The organism is Bacillus sp. EB106-02-03-XG38 (genome assembly GCF_058792175.1).
On record NZ_JBYTED010000001.1, the window covers coordinates 1,049,312 to 1,067,753 of the forward strand.

The window sequence follows — 18,442 nt, forward strand, 5'->3', positions numbered from 1 at the left end:
CCTTTATATCAATGGGATATAAAAACCACATTAATTTAACTAAAAAACATGACATGTTATTCTAAAAACGACTAGTACGAAATTAAAATATATATCAAAATACAGTAAAAAATTTAGGATTGAATATACAAATTCAATCCTATTTTTTTATATTATCAACACTTTAGCACATATTACTCTTAAGGAGTGATGTGTATATGGATTTTCTTTCAGCCGAATATTTGTCTGCCCTACTTGCCATCATTGTAATTGATTTAGTATTAGCCGGTGATAATGCCATTGTAATTGGATTAGCAGCAAGGCGATTACCGAAAGATCAGCAAAAGAAAGTTATTATATGGGGAACTATCGGGGCAATCGCCATTAGAGCTCTAGCTACCTTAGTTGTCGTTTGGTTGTTAAAAATACCAGGACTACTTCTAATTGGTGGTGTACTCCTTATATGGATTGCTTACAAATTAATTGCTGAAGGCAAAGATCATGATATTAAGGCAGAAGAAGGATTTTGGTCTGCTATAAAAACCATTATTATTGCTGATGCATTAATGGGTATTGATAATGTACTTGCTGTTGCAGGAGCTGCGCATGGCAATTTTTCTTTAGTCATCATCGGACTATTAGTATCTATTCCGGTAGTAGTTTGGGGCAGTACATTAATTTTAAAATGGGTGGACCGGTTCCCTGTCATCATTACGATTGGAGCAGCTGTTTTAGCTTATACTGCTGCGAAAATGATTGTAGATGAGAAATGGTTCGCTGGATTTTTCGAAAGTAACCCTTTCATTAAATGGGCATTTATCATTATTATCATTGCTGGTGTAGTATTCTTTGGAAAGATGAAACAAAAAACTAAGGATAACTCTGTATAATGAATACGTTATTTGTATAAATAAAAGCGCTACTCATATGAGTAGCGCTTTTTACTATTTATTTCGTTTCTCCGTCTGCAGTCGTCTTTACCTTCGTTTTATTTTTATCACGATTGTTATAGTTGTACTTCGAACGATCGACCGGTGTAAATCCTTCCGGTGTATAGAATCGTATTAAGTCACCGTTTACGACTTGGTCAGAGTATTTTAATGATTTTTGAACCATTTGTTCATTTTGTTTTATTTCGTCTGTTAATTCTACAGATTTACCAGTAGCTGTATCATAGTATTTGCCATTCAATGCAGTAACTGTTGGACTTACGAAGTTTCCGTTACGGAATGGAACAATTTGTTTATGCTCTGGTGATAATAAATCTGATCCGAACTGGACGTAATTTTTCGTATCTGTACCTAGTAAGTGTAATAGCGTCGGAAGAACATCAATTTCTCCGCCGTATTGATGTTGTACGCCGCCCTTCATTCCTGGGACACGAATGATTAATGGTACTCGTTGCAGCTGTGCATTTTCGAATGAGTTCATTTCTTTACCCATTATTTGAGACATTGCTGCGCCATGATTATCTGAAATACCGTAATGGTCACCGTACATAACGATAATTGAGTTATCGTATAAACCAGATTGTTTCAAGTAATCCAAAAATCCTTTTACAGACTCATCTAAATAACGTGCTGTTTGGAAATACGTATCTACTGAAGAGTCACCTGTTTTAGCTGGTTCAATCGTCGCTTCCTCTTTATCAATCGGATAAGGGAAATGGTTCGATAACGTAATGAACTTCGTATAGAACGGTTGTTTCAATGTTTGTAATAACGGAATAGATTCGTTAAAGAATGGTTTATCTTTTAATCCATAGTTTACTACATCTTTTTCGTTCATATCGTAGTATGACGCATCAAAGAATTTATTAAAACCAAATGATTTATAAATATCGTCACGGTTCCAAAATGTTTTGTAGTTTCCGTGGAACACTGCTGATGTGTATCCTTGTTGCCCTAAAATAGCTGGTGCTGATTGATACGTGTTATGAGCTTTATTCGTAAAAACAGATCCTTGCGGTAATCCATACATTGAGTTTTCTAGCATGAACTCAGCATCAGATGTTTTACCTTGTCCTGTTTGATGGAAGAAGTTATCAAAATATAACGTATTCGCATCTTTTGTAAATGAGTTTAAGAACGGTGTAACTTCTTGTCCATTTAATTTGTAATCAATTAAAAAGTTTTGGAATGACTCTAAATGAATATAAATTACGTTCATTCCTTTTCCTTTACCAAAGTACTCAGGATTTGGACTTGCATATGTTGACGCAAGATAATTTCTAACTTCTGTCATATTATCTCCATCAGCTAACGCTCGTTCTGTTGATGCTTTCGCACTTTGAATACCATCATATATCGTATAGTTGTATGCCCCTAAATATTTCACAATATAATTACGGTCAAATGTTCTTGTTAATAATTCAGGTCGATCAGATTCTGCAAGACCTAAGTTAATGCTGAATAATAAAATACCTGCTACAAATACTAATGATAATTTATGCTTCGCAACACGAATTGGTTTTGGACTTGCAAATTTTGTTGCGACTAAAACAATTAAAATGATTGTATCTAAGAAATATAGAGGATCATATGCGTGTAGCAATGCAAAAATACTACCACCTAAATCTCCAAAGTTATTCGTTTGTGTTAATGTCGGGAACGTAATAAAGTCGCTGAAAAAGCGATAATATACTACGTTTGCGTATAAAAGTATAGACATTAACAAATTAATAACAATTAACCAAATGTAAGCACGTTTCCCCTTTGCGAACAATGCAAGCCCCAAAAATAGAACTGCTGAGCTTAACGGATTGAAAAACAGTAAAAACTTTTGGATTGTGTTAGATATCCCTAAGTTAAATTCTGTCACATACGCTGCATATGTTTTTAACCAGAATAAAACAATGGCAAACACGAAAAATCCAAAGTGATTGCTTAGCACACTTTTGCTCTTTAATAAGAACTTTTTCATCTCTCCACCTCTTTTAATCATCCAAGGCTTATTTTCATATAAGTCTGTCTTTCTATTCAATTTTTCATCTCCAAATAGATTTTATTTATTTTACTATATGAAGAATATTAGTAATTATAATTTGAAGCTTTTATTTATTCAACTATTTCTTTTCAAATATTTTGACCTTGGTTTCTATTTAATAAAATAAATTTGTAACATTTCCTGTTTTCTCCCAAGATTCATCCACTAATAATGACATCACATACTATATACCTTTATTCACTACTTCGCAAATAAATATGTCTCCAGTTCTGGAACATTCATGTAATATAATGAAATTCACAATAGATAGCATTTAATTTTTCGATATATATTATTTCTTCATTCAGTTATTTATGCTTTAGCAATTCTTCTATGTGCAACATCCAAATCTCTTCCCTCCAATAAAGTTATTCTTGAATAATTATTCACAATCCATAAAAATAATGGATTATAAAAAACCTCGCTCTCATAACGAGAGCGAGGTTTTTTATCATTTATTATTGACCTTTGTACATTGCATCTACTTGTTTTTGAAGTTCTTCATTTTCTAAGAACTCATCGTAAGTAGCCTCTTTATCGATTACACCGTTTGGCGTTACTTCGATAATGCGGTTTGCAATTGTTTGTACGAACTGATGGTCATGAGATGTGAATAACATTGTACCTTTGAATGCGATTAAACCGTTGTTTAATGCTGTAATAGACTCAAGGTCTAAATGGTTCGTTGGATCGTCAAGTGTGATTACGTTCGCACCACTTAACATCATTTTAGATAACATACAACGAACTTTTTCGCCTCCAGATAATACAGAAACGTTCTTCTTAACTTCTTCACCTGAGAATAACATACGGCCTAAGAAACCACGTAAGAAGCTTTCTGACTCATCTTGTGGAGAGAATTGGCGTAACCATTCAACTAAGTTGAGGTCACTGTTCTCAAAGTACTTAGAGTTATCTCTTGGGAAGTACGATTGAGAAGTTGTAACGCCCCATTTGAATGAACCGCTATCTGGCTCCATTTCACCCATAAGAATTTTAAATAATGTTGTCATTGCAATATCGTTACGACCGATAAATGCAACTTTATCACCTTTATTTAAAGTGAAGTACACATTATCTAACACTTTTTCGCCATCAATTGTTTTAGAAAGGCCTTCAACAGTTAATAAGTCATTTCCTACTTCACGCTCAGGTGTAAAGCCAACGAATGGGTAACGACGAGATGATGGTCTAATATCATCTAATGTAATTTTATCTAATAATTTTTTACGAGAAGTTGCTTGTTTCGCTTTAGATGCGTTTGAGCTAAAGCGCGCAATGAAGTTTTGTAACTCTTTTACTTTCTCTTCTTTTTTCTTATTAGCATCTTGTGTTAATTTTAAAGCTAATTGGCTTGACTCATACCAGAAGTCATAGTTACCAACATAAAGTTGAATTTTACCGAAATCAAGATCAGCCATGTGCGTACATACTTTATTTAAGAAGTGACGGTCATGGGATACAACGATAACTGTATTTTCAAAGTTCATTAAGAAGTTTTCTAACCATTGGATCGCTTTTAAGTCCAAGTGGTTGGTAGGCTCATCTAGTAATAGAATATCAGGTTTACCGAATAATGCTTGAGCAAGTAATACTTTTACTTTTTCTGCCCCAGTTAATTCTGACAATTTCTTATCATGAAGATCTTCACCAATACCAAGTCCTTTTAGTAAGATTGCAGCTTCTGACTCAGCTTCCCAACCGTTAAGCTCAGCGAACTCACCTTCAAGTTCAGCAGCACGCATACCATCTTCATCACTAAAGTCTTCTTTCATGTAAATGGCATTTTTCTCTTGCATTACTTTATAAAGTTGCGTGTGACCCATAATTACTGTTTCTAATACAGGGAACTCTTCGTATTCGAAGTGGTTCTGTTTTAATACTGCTAGACGCTCACCTGGCGTAATATGTATGTCACCTGTTGATGGTTCAATTTCTCCAGATAAAATCTTTAGAAATGTTGATTTACCAGCACCGTTTGCTCCGATTAAACCGTAGCAGTTACCTGGCGTGAATTTTATGTTAACATCTTCAAACAATTTGCGATCCGCGAAACGCAAACTAACGTTACTTACTGTAATCATTTGTGTCCTCCTACTAATACCGCTTATTTCAGCGTTTTCTCACCGATTGTCTTAAAAAATCGCATATTACGACTCAATTATTGTAGACTATAGCTATTATATAGTAGAAGCTGGATGAATAGCAACGGTTGATTGCTATTCCTTTCTTTCCAAACTCGAATAAAATCTTTGTTTTTAATTATATTAAAGTTACATACACACTTTAAGGAGGATTTATTTTGAAGAAAATATTAATAATTGGAGCATTATGTTTATCAATTGAAATAACACAATAATTTGTATGCATTTCACACCACGTTTCGTATTATAAAGAGCAAACTAAAACGCTCAGAAAATATTTCCTTCTCCAACTCAAGCACCAGGTAGTGTAAAAAGCTATTTCACCATTTGTATTGTTAACTTATCTTTTAACATTGACCTATATGAGTCAATTTCATATTTTGTATTATTGATTTTTTCTTTTTTCATTTTTAACATATCGAATATTTCTAACTCTAAATTCCTTCTAGCTTCAAGAACTTTTATCGCTCCTTCTACCCCTGAATGATTATGTTCTTTCCCATAGCCTTGGTTCGTGTAATAGTGGACAATTCCTGTGGACCATTCTGGATTTCTTTCTTTTAATGCCTTCCTAAATGAAAATTCAAGATCATCTTGTTCTACATAGAATAACATTGGATTTAAATTCTCTATGATTTTTGCAACTTTCATTACATAATTTATTATTTTTTCTTTTTGTTCACCGTATTTAATCATCCCAATTGTTAATGGATTTTGTATGAAACAACATTCAAAAATATAAACCTTATTATCTTCTAGAGCAATTTCAGCAAAGTCATTCCATTTGTCAGCAATTAATTCAACATTTTTATCGAATGGTAATTCATATATATCGTTTCTTGAAATATCGTTACATAATTCGTCCGAAAACTGGTCACCAAACTCATTTTTTATCTTTCTGTATGGTAATAAATAATTGCTTCCTTTTTTTATAACTCTTTTAAGAAGCACTTCTTTAAAATCTCCACTCCTAGATAATAATCTATCGAATTCAAATTTATTAAAACAAGATACACCATCATAGTCGGCTGGGTGGTTCAAATTCCCCTCTAAAAATAGTTCAACTTTAATTTTATTTTGGCTTAGAATTTCATTTATTAGCTTTGCAGTGGTCGACTTTCCAAATCCAGGTAAACCTTCTACTATTATTAGTTTTGTATTCATATTTATAAATCCCTTCCTTCAAAGTATTTAACCAAGATTTAAAAAATTACTTACTCCACTGCAATCACTCCTTCAAAATATGATATTCACCATTTCCTTTGAAAAATCCTTCTTAAAGTATCCTGACCGTTAGTTTAAGAACATTTTTTCACAATCTCTATCATTATTTTAACATAAATTTTCCATTTACCTTTTAAAAAAGATAGTCCACCATTATTTGAGTGAACTATCTAAAGTAAATTATATCTTTTAAACCAAATACTTTGTAAGTAATTCCCAATCGTTACGCTGGTGTTTTTACTGTTTTCTTTTTCTCTTTCTTTGCAATTTAACTATATAAAAGTACTTAAACAATGTAATGCCAATTAAAAAAGGGATGCTAAATCATATATGATTTACATCCCTAATTTGTGTGTTATTTTATATGTTCTCTCCCATAACTGAAACAGTTACTTTTAAAAGGGGATTCTTTTATTTCCTTTCACTTAATTTCTTTGCATAATTCTTCATTTTACTCGTTAACCCTATTAAAGCAGGTAACAATATTGGCATCACAATAATAGCTAATAGTAAAAGTGCAACACCAACTACGGATGCTACTTGTATAAGCGTTAATACACCTGAAGGGATTAATGCAGCAAATGTACCACCTAAAATAAGTGCCGCTGATAATACGACTCCTCCGATATGACGAGAAGCAGTTACAATTTTCGTCACTGGGTCCCCTTCTAACTCATTGTATCTCATCATTACAAAAATACTATAATCCACTCCTAAAGCGACAATCATTATGAAACTAAAGAATGGAACATTCCAGCTTAATGAATCTACATGTAAAATATGCGTACTAATTTGTTCACTTATCCCTAATGATGCAAAGTAAGCTAATAGTAAAGATCCAATAATAAAGATGGTGTTTAATAATGAACGTGTAATCACAATTAATACAATCGCGATTCCAATTAACATAATTGTAGCTGTACGTAAGAAATCTTGCCCAGTTACTTCTTTTAAATCAACGTTTCTAGCTGTCGTTCCTCCGATTGCTGTTTTCGCATGATTTAATTCCGCCCCCTTCAAAGTACCATCTATTGTGTTATTGATTTCTTGAATAATTGGCATCGCTTCTTTTGAATACGGATTTACATCTAAAATGATTGTCATTTTAGCAGTCTTTCTATCATGTGACATGTACGTATTCAAAGCTTTTTGGAAATCTTCGCCCTCCAAAACTTCTTTTGGAATATAGAATTTCTCAGAGCTTTTTGATTCATTCAGTTCTCCTAAATATTTCTGAGCATCCCCTAGTCCATTACTTACCTTTTCAAGGCCTTCTGTACTTTTAGTTAGTCCGGATTGTAATTGACCCATCTGTTCTTGCAAGTCTTTCAGTCCGGTTAATAGCTGACCTTGCCCATCGTTTATTTTCGTTAATCCGGTTTGTAACTCAGATGACTTGTTTGCAATTTGTTTTGAACCTGAAGCACCTTCATTTAATCCATTTTTAAGATCAGCTACTCCTTTTTGTAACTTAGTAACTCCATTGTTCATCTCTTTTAAGCCATTATCCACTTTCAATAACGATTGATTCGCTTCTTTAAATGATCCCATCGCCGCATTGTGCTGCGTTGCTAATTGATTTAATTCATTTGACAGCCCACCTAATTGCTTTTGAGCCTCTTTAGCAATTCCTATCGTCTGCAGAATGTTAGGATCATTTGCTAATTCTGGTTTCGTTTGAATGAAATTGGTCATTAACATTTCAATTTGTTCATAACCTTTCTTCGCACCGTCAATCGCTTGAGAAATACTTCCGAAGTATTGATCGTAAGAACTTAAACCTTTTTCTAACTGTGTATAGCCAGCATGAAGTTGTGAAGTTGCATTGGATAAAACATTTATATTTTCATTTAATGAAGTTAACCCACTCTCAATTTGCTGCGCACCTTGTGCTCCGTCATTTATGCCATTTGATAGTTGATGTAAAGCTGTTCCTAATGCTGTTACACCACTTTTTGCTTCGTTTGTTCCATCTATTAGCTTTTGAACATTTGCAAGACTATTTGAGTCTTTACTACCCATTTTATCTTTCGCAGTAGTTAATCCATCATTAATTTCCTTAATACCACCATTGGCATCTCCTAAACCTGTATTTACTTCTCCAGCTTGTTTATTTATATATAGTTCTTTTATCCTTTCACCAGTTGGACGTGTCGGTGAATATACTTCTGAAACACCTTTCACTTTCAAAATCTTATCAGTTAGTTCATCTAAAGTTTGAAGCGAACTCGCCTCATCTAACTTGTTATTCGATTGAATGACTAACGTACTTGGTGAAGAAAAACCAGGTGGAAAATGTTCTTCTATTACGTTAATCCCCATTTTCGACTCATATTTATTGTCTACTTCAAATAAATCGTTGTAATTAAGTGCATTAGAATACTTTAATATGAAAGGAATCGATATCACGAATACAATAATTAAAGCTACAAATGGTCTTACTACTGAGTTTTTCGCAAAGAATCCCCATAGACGACTGTCTTCATGACCTTTAAATGTTTTAACGGGATAAAACATCCCTTTTCCTAAAAGCACCATGAAAAACGGATTTAACGTAGTTAATACTAGTAATAAAACTGCGACACCAATTGCTACCGCTGAAGTAGATTGATATAATTTAAAACTCGCTAAAGCAAGAGATGCAAAACCAATTAGTACTGCTATCCCGCTATATAAAACGGTTTTCCCTGCCGATTTATATGTTTCTTTCGTAGCCAAAAATGCGTTTTCTTGTTTACTTAATTCCTCTTTAAATCTCGTAAATAATAAAATGTTATAGTCTGTTCCAACCCCAAACAGGACAACAACTACAAACACTTGTGTAAAGTTAGAAAATGGAAAATTAAATTGATCTACTAAATGAGCAATAACCCCCATTGAAACTAAATATGATACCCCAACAGTAAGAAGAGAAACAATGGGAACAATAGGTGAACGGAATACAATGATTAATATTACAAGAATGAAAATGATTGAAATAACTTCAGTCTTTTTCACTCCCTCTTGAGAAGATGTAAGAAAATCTCCCGCTATTAAATCACTTCCTGTTAAGTACGTTGTTACCCCTTTCGTTTTCACTTTATTATGAAGGTTATTTGTAACTTTCGATATTTCACCATGCTTTTTATCTATCGATATTTGCGTTAAAATAGTCGTATTATCTTTAGAAACTAATTGTTTCTCCAAGTCTTTATTATCTAAATGTGAAACAACTTCCTTTATTCCTAATTGCTCTTTTTCATTTTGCAGGACGTTGATTGTTTGTGTTATTTCCTCTTTTTGCTCAGTTGTTAAAGCTGTTTTACTTCCACTATTAAAAACCGCTATAATTTCATACTTTTCTGTCCCGTCTTTATTCATTTCTTTTATCATTTTGTCAGCAATACTACTTTGTTCTGTATTAGGAATCGTAATGTGCCCTTTTTCTTTCACTAATTTATCCATATTAGGCATCGTTACGATCATTGTAATGGTAATAACTATCCATAATAGAAAAGATAAACTTCTCCAATTTTTCAGCTTGCTCATTTGCATCATCTCCCACGATTAAAATTTTACGTTAGTTACGGAATGAATATTCATTCCTATCATTCTATTACATTATTTTATAAACTCTATTAAACTAGTCTTTCCGGAATGAATATTCATTCCTGTCCTTATAAAGCTATAGAATCAAATGATTCTAATAGCGTTCCAAGAGCTTTCTTCCAATTCTTTTACTAACTCTTTCGAGTATTCTAATTGCCCTGTTGCAATTACTTTCGTTAATTTTTCTAACGGTTGATATACAATAATAATTAAAGCAACTGGAGGCAATGGACGAAGAAAACCTTTTGCGATTCCATCTTCAATAATATTCATAAAGAAGCCTATAAAATCGTCAAATATTTTCTTACTCTGCTCATCAAGAAAATAACTATCGCAGTGAGAATTTGTAAATAAAAAAGCATCCACATTGTTTCTCGCAAATTCAAATAAACGGTTATACGTATGACTAAACTGTTCACGAATATTTGCTTCAACAGGAAAATCCGTTTTTATCATTTCAGAAAGCTGTAACATACTTTTTGAAAATAATGAGTTAACAAGTGCCTCTTTATTTTCAAAATAGCGATAAATAGTACCCGCACCGACCTTTGCCTTTTCAGCGATCATTGGAATTGTCGTACCATCGTAACCACGCTCTGCAAAAAGTTGCATCGCAGCATCAAAAATATCCTCTTGTTTGTTTTTAGCCATTTTTTCCACCTCTATTTTCAGGAATGAAAATTCATTCCGTTTTCAATTATAAATTACAGGGAATAAAAGTCAAGTACATGACAATGTATAGTTGCGATTTTATTCCCTTGTTTGTGAATAAAATTATATCAGCGATTTTCAGGATATATCGACTTACCGCCAAAAATTAATAAGATGAGATGGAGCTATCTCAAAATTTTGTTCGAAACAACTCCATCTTATATGCAAATTAAAAGAAATCATAAATAAACGGCTTGTGCACTGGTACTACATTCTCAAATGCCCGTATTTCCTCTTCGCTTCCACTAATTAATTCTAATTCATTTAGTTCTAATGGGCGTTTGTATCCAAGCAATATTGTCGATAGTGCATTTATATCTAGCTTGATCCCTTTATCCATTGGTTCTTCTATAATTGTTATTTCATAATTTACAAGTCTCACCGATACATTATTCCACGGTGCAAATGAATCTGTAATGTGTAAAATGACTTCTTGTTGTACATTGTTCCAGTTTAACTCATACTGTTTTAAGAACTGCTCTACATCTACAATTCTTCCCATAAAATATGGTTTTATTTCTGTTTTCACACGTGGTTCTTGCAATGTATATAACAACTGTTCGTTGTCACTTACTGTCATTTCAAGCTCTTTAATCATAGAATCATGTTGGCAAATAAAATTCCATAGACCATTTCGTGCTTCATTATGCAGTGGAACAAATTCATCTACTGTCATTTTATAGTTTTCTATTTTATATAACATATAGCCGGCTGCAGTTTTATTTTCATCGTAATAAATTGCTAATGTTAAATCCTCATAAACAGCTTGTAACCACCATTTTTCATTGCGAACAAGCATACCAGAAAAACGTTCTGCAAATGTTTCATAAAGTTTCTCGACCTCTTCTGGGTGATTTTCTTTATTGAAACGTTTCACAGTACCATTCACTTGTTTTTTCATAACTAAATCACTCTTTGTCAAATGACATACGAGAAGATTCGCACAAAGTTCCCAGCCGTATTTACGGTAAAATGTAACAGCAAATGGATGTAACATTGATACTGTATATCCGTCTTTTTTCATCGTTTGAAGAGAATATTGAAGCAATTCTTTCACATAACCGCTTCTTCTGTATTCTGGATACGTCGCTACCCCTGCAACGCCACCCATTTTAAATTTTTCTTTGCCTATGTAAATATGAAACGGAATGAGATGCAGTTTTGCCGCTACATCTTCTCCTTCCATAATACCGTATATTTCATGACTTTCTTTCATCTTTGTAAGTTGTTGCAGCAGTCGTTCTTCTTCAACTTTATATTGAAAAGCGTATTCTGATAAGCGTAGTGCTTCTCTAAAATTATCTTCTTTTAATCGTATAACGTTCATATGTTTCTCCTCCCTCCTTTATTTGAATTGTACCATAATTTAAAATATTACAGTGCGGTGAATGAAATTATAATGACTTAACGACACAAATTCAATATAAAAAAGCAGATACATCCTGTATCTGCTTCTCATTACTTTATTTAGCTAACTTTTGAAGTTCTTCGAAGAATGTAGGGTATGATACACCTACTGCTTCTGCGTCTTCAATTGTTGTTTTTCCTTCTGCTAGACAGCCGGCAATCGCAAGCATCATTCCAATGCGGTGATCACCATAACTATTTACTGTATTGCCTCTTAGAGCTGATTTCCCGTAAATAATCATCCCGTCGTCAGTTGCCTCTATGCGAGCTCCTAGTTTTGTTAATTCTGCAACGACTGTATCAATACGGTTTGTTTCTTTTACTTTTAATTCGTGTGCATCTTTAATTACTGTAATTCCTTCTGCTTGTGTTGCCGCTAATGCAATAACAGGAATTTCATCGATTAATCTTGGGATAATATCTCCGCCAATTTCAATTCCTTTTAATGAAGATGTTTCAATCGTAATGTTTGCAGCAGGTTCTGATGCACCTTCGTTAATTGGTTCTACAGTGAACGTAGCACCCATCTTCTCTAAAACATCAATAATACCTGTACGAGTTGGATTCATCCCTACATTTTGTAATACTAGTTTACTATTTGGAATGATTGCGCCCGCTACTAGGAAAAATGCAGCTGATGATACGTCACCTGGCACTTGAACGTCAGTTGCTGTTAGCTTTTGTCCACCTGCAAGTTTTACTGTTTTTCCTTCGCGCGTTACTGTAACGCCAAAGGCTTCAAGCATTCTTTCCGTATGGTCACGCGAAATATGTGGTTCTGTAACAGCTGTTACACCTTCTGCTCGAAGTCCTGCAAGTAAAATAGCTGACTTTACTTGTGCGCTTGCTACAGGCGAAGTGTATTCAATTGCTTTTAAATCTCCGCCACGTATTGTTAGCGGTGTGAACGTTCCTTCTTCGCGCCCATCAATGTTTGCGCCCATTTGTTTCAATGGATTTGTAACACGTTTCATCGGTCTTTTTGCGATAGATGCATCACCTTGTACGCAAGAGAAAAATGGTGTATTTGCCAAAATCCCTGACATTAAACGTATTGTTGTACCAGAATTACCAACATCTAATACAGCCTTCGGTTCTTGTAAACCTTCTAATCCTTTACCAACTACAGTGACTTCATCACCGTTTTGCACGATGTCTACTCCCATTTCTTTAAAACAAGAAATCGTACTTAAACAATCTGCACCGGGCAAGAAACCTTTAATTGTTGTTTTTCCTTCTGCAATCGCGCCGAACATGACAGCGCGGTGTGAAATGGATTTATCTCCTGGAATTGTAATGTTGCCATTTAATCCGTTATTAACAGGTTGTATCGTTCTTTCCTTCACGTTTTCACCTTCTCATTTAAATTGTTTCATAAGTTTGGTATTTTTCTTCTCCAAGCGCTTGCTTTGCTTTCATACGATCTTCTTCTCTTTGGAAGCTAATACGTAATACCCCAAGCAATCCTTCACGCGCTTCTAATATTTGCAAGTTCGTAATACTAATTTCTTCACGCGCCAAAATACTCGTAATGTGAGCCAATGCCCCTACTTTATCTAAAACATCGACGTATAAGTCGTAATAGGCAGGAATTGCCCCTCTTTTTCGTACTGGTAAAGAATCACGATATTCTTTCGCGTCTGCAAAATAGTTTTGAATCTCGCCTGCATCTCCATTAGAAACTGTATCATATAAATCTTCCATTTCAGAGATCCACTCTTTTAATAATACCATTAAATGCTCACGATTTTGCTTAACAATATCACTCCACATTTTTGGGCTACTAGATGCGATACGTGTAATGTCTTTAAATCCTCCGGCAGCAAGTTGATGAATGAGTGGATTATCTCCTGCATGTTTTTCCACTTGCTTTACTAATCCAGCGGCGATAAGATGCGGAAAATGACTAACGATCCCTGTTACATAATCATGTTCTTCCGTATTTAAAACGAGAAAATGAGATCCTGTTCCATTTAACCAACGCTTAAGTTCTTCCACATGTTCATTTGGCACATGATTCATTGGCGTTAAAATGTAAAATGCATTTTCAAATAAATGTGCTTTTGCACTTTCAACGCCTGTTTTATGAGAACCCGCCATCGGATGTCCACCAATGAAAGAAACTTCCTTTGAAAATAAAATTTCCGCTTCATTCATAATCGTTCCTTTTGTACTACCAACATCAGTTACAATTACATCTTCTCGTAAACGAAATGACGCTAATTTGTGTAATAACTTCTTCGTTTCTTCAACTGGAGAAGCAAAAACAATTAAATGTGCTTCTTCACATGCATGCTGTAAATCTACCGCTACTTCATCTACTACATGTAATTCTTTTGCGCGCTCTACTTGTTCTTGAAAAATATCATAACCTATTATCGTTACATCGTGCTCTTTCTTAATTGCTAATGCAAGTGAGCCTCCTATTAAGCCAGTTCCAATTAAAACTACCTTTTTACGCATGTGCCTCATCTCGAGACTTTCTTTTTTTATTTTCAAAGTGTTGCTTTAACACTGAAATCACTCCTTCATTTTGCTCCCTTGTTCCGACTGTAATACGGACACCATTCGGGAACGGACGAATAATAAATCCTGCATGTGCACAAGCTTCATAAATCTCTCCTGCATTCTCAACTGGCAAGAAGATGAAGTTTGTTTGTGATGGATAAAATGGAATTTCATTTTCCTTACAAAAACTTTCATATTGATGTAATCCCTCTGTATTGACACGAACTATTTCCTCAATAAACTCACCGTCACCAAAAGCAATCGTCGCTGCTTTTTGCGCTAATGAAGATACGTTAAATGGCAAACGTACGACATTTAATTTCTCAATTAGCTCTTCCTGTCCAATCGCATATCCAACGCGGAAAGAAGCTAATCCGTACGCTTTAGAAAATGTTCTAAGTACAAGAATGTTTTTATGTTTTTCTAAAAGCGATAATGTCTCTGGGAAATCTTTTGCTGTTACGTATTCATAGTACGCTTCATCAATGACAATTAACGTATTTTCACTAATCCCTTCAATAAATTGAGACAATTTTTGATTATTCACATATGTGCCTGTCGGGTTATTTGGATTACAAATCCATACGATTTTCGTATTATTATTTACCGCTGACGAAATTTCGTCTAAATCGTATACTCCTTTATTTAAAGGAATTTCTTTCACTTCACAGCCTTCAATAATTGCATGATGACGGTACTGCGGGAATGTCGCACCAGCCGTCACGATGTTATCTCCTGCTTTAAGTACTGCACGACTTATTATTTGAATGACTTCATCTAACCCACTACCGCAAAGTACTTGCTCCATTTGTACATGTAACTTATTTGCAATTGTTTGACGGAGTGTTGTCGCACCTCCATCAGGATATAAAGCATGCTCCAACCACGATGTTTGCAACTCATCTACAACACGTGGTGAACAACCAAATGGATTTTCATTCGATGCTAATTTCACAAATGAATGATCTCCGTACACTTCCTTCATTTGTTCAGGTGATTTACCTGGTTTATATGGTTGTAATGATGAGAGTTGATCTTTTACTTGCATGTTAAAACCACCTTTTATTAAAATTCTTTTGCGTATTTATTATGTTGCGTAATGTTTTGCTGAATTAACTCCATACGATCTTTTCCGAATTGTTCGACTAGTGCATGTGCAAGTTCCCATGCTACAACAGATTCAGCTACTACACCTGCTGCTGGTACTGCACAACTATCAGATCTTTCAATACTCGCCTGGAAAGCTTCTTTCGTATCAATATCAACACTTGCTAACGGTTTGTATAATGTAGGTATTGGTTTCATAACACCTCTAACGACAATTGGCATACCTGTTGTCATACCACCTTCTAAACCACCTGCATTATTCGTTTTTCTCGTGTATCCTTGTTCTTCATCCCATAAAATTTCATCATGCACTTTACTTCCTGGCTGCCTTGCTGCTTCAAAACCAATGCCAATTTCAGCACCTTTAAATGCATTAATACTCATAATCGCACCAGCAAGTTTGGCATCTAATTTACGGTCGTAATGAACGTAACTACCAACGCCAATCGGCATTCCTTCTGCTATAACTTCAACAATACCCCCGATTGAATCTCCACTACTTTTTGCGTTATCAATCGCATCCATCATCTCTTGTTCTACTTCTTTATCTAAACATCGAACTGGTGAATTTTCAGTAATCGTTTGAATTTCTTCCATTGATAAGTTTGAAACATGTTCTGCTTTTACTCCACCAATTTCAAGTACATGCCCCGCAATTTCTACGCCTAATTCTTTTAAAATTTGTTTCGCAACTGCACCAGCGGCTACACGAACTGTCGTTTCTCTTGCGGATGAACGCTCTAGTACGTTTCTTATATCACGATGTCCGTATTTAATTGCTCCATTTAAATCTGCATGTCCTGGACGTGGTTTTGTAATTGTACGTTTCATTTCTTTACTTTCTTTTTCCGAAATTGGTTCTGCACCCATTACTTTCGTCCAATGTTTGAAATCATCATTTTTTACGATTAACGTTATCGGCGAGCCAAGTGTCATCCCATGACGAACACCGCTTACAATTTCAACTGTATCAGTTTCAATTTGCATACGTCTTCCGCGTCCGTGCCCTTTTTGTCTTCTTAATAATTCTTTATCAATATGTTCCGCTGTTAATGTTAAACCTGCTGGTACACCTTCTAAAATAACTGTTAACTGCGGCCCATGTGATTCTCCAGCTGTAATGTATCTCATTTCTCTTACCCCTTTACTATTTTTTTGTACAAAAAAGTCCCTACTGAGCGCTCAGTAGGGACGATGTTTATCGCGGTACCACCCTAGTTGTAGACAACTATCGTCTACCTCTCTTCTTCTTTAACGATCATTAGACCGTCCTTCCCTCCAACAGTTGGCGGAAAAGATGCTCCAAGGCTGTAATTCATGCTTACCTTTGTACTGATTCACACCGACCATCAGCTCTCTTTAACAGGGAGATAAGCACTACTGTTTCCTCTTCAGCGCATATACGATATAGAATTAAGATAATTTATTTTTGAAACCTTTTAACTCATCCATGAATCTATGGAATTCTGGGATATCCATTTGTTGTGCAGAATCTGATAATGCAACTGCTGGGTCTGGATGTACTTCAGCCATTACTGCATCTGCGCCAATTGCAAGTGCTGCTTTCGCTGTTGGTAATAATAAATCTCTACGTCCAGTTGAATGCGTTACATCAACGATAACTGGTAAATGTGTTTCTTTCTTTAAAATCGGTACTGCTGAAATGTCTAATGTGTTACGTGTTGCTCTTTCGTATGTGCGGATACCGCGCTCACATAGAATAATTTGGTCGTTACCTTGTGCAATGATGTATTCAGCTGCGTTAATGAACTCATCAATTGTTGCTGCTAATCCACGTTTTAATAATACTGGCTTGTTAACTTTACCTACAGCTCGTAATAAATCGAAGTTTTGCATGTTACGTGCGCCAACTTGAATTACATCAACGTAGTCTAATGCCATTTCAACATCATTCGGATTTAAAATTTCACTAATAATCGCTAAGTCGAACTCATCTGCTACTTGGCGTAAAATTTGTAATCCTTCTACTCCTAAACCTTGGAAATCGTATGGAGATGTTCTCGGTTTGAAAGCACCACCGCGCATTAATTTTAAGCCTTGGTCTTTCATCGCTTGCCCTACTTGGCGAACTTGCTCTAAGCTTTCTACCGCACAAGGTCCCATGATGAATGTTTGTGTTCCGTTACCAATCAATTCACCTTTTACATCAACGATTGTGTTTTCTTGTTTCTTTTTACGAGATACTAATAACGCTTTACGGTTATCATCTTCTTGCAACTCTAAGCTAGCTTTGAAGATTGTTTTGAAAATATGTTGAACCGTTGACGTTTCGAATGGTCCTTCGTTATGCTCTGCGATCATATCAAGTACTTCACGCTCACGTACTGGATCAAAGCGTTTCGTACCTTGTACTTGCTTTTGTTCCCCAATTTTTTGAACGATTTCACCGCGTTTATTTAATAAGTGTAATAGTTGTAAGTTAATTTCATCTACCTGTTTACGTAATTGATCTAATTCATGATTTGCCATTTGGAAATCCTCCTCTAATGTTTTAAAAGTATAGTAAGAGAATGAAAGATTCTCTATTTTCTGAACTGATAAATTATACAAATTTTAAGTGGAATCGATACCTCTTCTTATTTTAAACGAATACTTATGATAAGGACACTATCTACTAGATAAAAACCCACTTTTTTGTACAAAAAATCCCTACTGATCCAATCAGTAGGGACGATATTTATCGCGGTACCACCCTAGTTGTAGACTTCTTTCGTCTACCTCTCTTCATTGTTAACGATCATCTGACCGTCTTTCCCTTCATAAAGACA

At 34.8% G+C, this 18,442-nt stretch carries 12 protein-coding genes and 2 other annotated features (1 of these 14 only partly in view); of the genes, 1 reads left to right on the forward strand and 11 read right to left on the reverse strand.

Features of this window, described 5'->3' with window-relative positions; translation table 11 throughout:
- The first annotated feature begins 197 nt into the window (after window positions 1-197).
- Complete coding sequence (locus AC3WTI_RS05500; protein WP_048526046.1) at window positions 198-869, forward strand: TerC family protein; 672 nt, start codon at window positions 198-200, stop codon at window positions 867-869.
- A gap of 58 nt (window positions 870-927) precedes the next feature.
- On the opposite strand, the gene ltaS is transcribed toward AC3WTI_RS05500, so the two are convergent.
- The 11 genes from ltaS to AC3WTI_RS05555 form a co-directional block, all read right to left on the reverse strand.
- Complete coding sequence (gene ltaS, locus AC3WTI_RS05505; RefSeq protein ID WP_097841164.1) at window positions 928-2,901, reverse strand: lipoteichoic acid synthase; 1,974 nt, start codon at window positions 2,899-2,901, stop codon at window positions 928-930.
- Window positions 2,902-3,422: 521 nt separating this feature from the next.
- Window positions 3,423-5,048: an ABC-F family ATP-binding cassette domain-containing protein gene (locus tag AC3WTI_RS05510; RefSeq protein ID WP_000633862.1), complete on the reverse strand. Its 1,626-nt coding sequence runs from the start codon at window positions 5,046-5,048 to the stop codon at window positions 3,423-3,425.
- 375 nt (window positions 5,049-5,423) lie between these two features.
- Window positions 5,424-6,272 (reverse strand): P-loop NTPase family protein, encoded by an 849-nt coding sequence (locus tag AC3WTI_RS05515; RefSeq protein ID WP_097841148.1) that lies wholly within the window; start codon window positions 6,270-6,272, stop codon window positions 5,424-5,426.
- Between the two features lie 471 nt (window positions 6,273-6,743).
- Window positions 6,744-9,860 carry an MMPL family transporter gene (locus AC3WTI_RS05520; RefSeq protein ID WP_142286475.1) on the reverse strand — a complete coding sequence of 1,039 codons (3,117 nt, stop codon included), beginning with the start codon at window positions 9,858-9,860 and terminating at the stop codon, window positions 6,744-6,746.
- A 144-nt stretch (window positions 9,861-10,004) separates the two neighbouring features.
- The gene (locus tag AC3WTI_RS05525; protein WP_087955971.1) at window positions 10,005-10,571 is read right to left on the reverse strand and encodes a TetR/AcrR family transcriptional regulator; all 567 of its coding nucleotides are present in this window, start codon (window positions 10,569-10,571) and stop codon (window positions 10,005-10,007) included.
- A 229-nt stretch (window positions 10,572-10,800) separates the two neighbouring features.
- The gene (locus AC3WTI_RS05530; RefSeq protein ID WP_087955970.1) at window positions 10,801-11,958 is read right to left on the reverse strand and encodes a GNAT family N-acetyltransferase; all 1,158 of its coding nucleotides are present in this window, start codon (window positions 11,956-11,958) and stop codon (window positions 10,801-10,803) included.
- 136 nt (window positions 11,959-12,094) lie between these two features.
- On the reverse strand, window positions 12,095-13,384 hold the full coding sequence (gene aroA / locus AC3WTI_RS05535; RefSeq protein ID WP_087955968.1) for a 3-phosphoshikimate 1-carboxyvinyltransferase: 1,290 nt from the start codon (window positions 13,382-13,384) through the stop codon (window positions 12,095-12,097).
- Between the two features lie 16 nt (window positions 13,385-13,400).
- A complete protein-coding gene (gene tyrA, locus AC3WTI_RS05540; protein ID WP_087955967.1) occupies window positions 13,401-14,501 on the reverse strand; it encodes a prephenate dehydrogenase in 1,101 nt (366 codons plus the stop codon).
- On the reverse strand, window positions 14,494-15,594 hold the full coding sequence (gene hisC / locus AC3WTI_RS05545; protein WP_087955965.1) for a histidinol-phosphate transaminase: 1,101 nt from the start codon (window positions 15,592-15,594) through the stop codon (window positions 14,494-14,496). Before hisC ends, tyrA begins: the two co-directional genes overlap by 8 nt.
- 17 nt (window positions 15,595-15,611) lie before the next feature.
- The gene (aroC, locus tag AC3WTI_RS05550) at window positions 15,612-16,784 is read right to left on the reverse strand and encodes a chorismate synthase (RefSeq protein WP_253621584.1); all 1,173 of its coding nucleotides are present in this window, start codon (window positions 16,782-16,784) and stop codon (window positions 15,612-15,614) included.
- A gap of 53 nt (window positions 16,785-16,837) precedes the next feature.
- Window positions 16,838-17,057 (reverse strand) — a binding site (T-box leader).
- A gap of 9 nt (window positions 17,058-17,066) precedes the next feature.
- Window positions 17,067-18,143 carry a bifunctional 3-deoxy-7-phosphoheptulonate synthase/chorismate mutase gene (locus AC3WTI_RS05555; protein WP_001273575.1) on the reverse strand — a complete coding sequence of 359 codons (1,077 nt, stop codon included), beginning with the start codon at window positions 18,141-18,143 and terminating at the stop codon, window positions 17,067-17,069.
- A gap of 194 nt (window positions 18,144-18,337) precedes the next feature.
- Window positions 18,338-18,442, reverse strand: a binding site (T-box leader) (it continues 131 nt past the right edge of the window).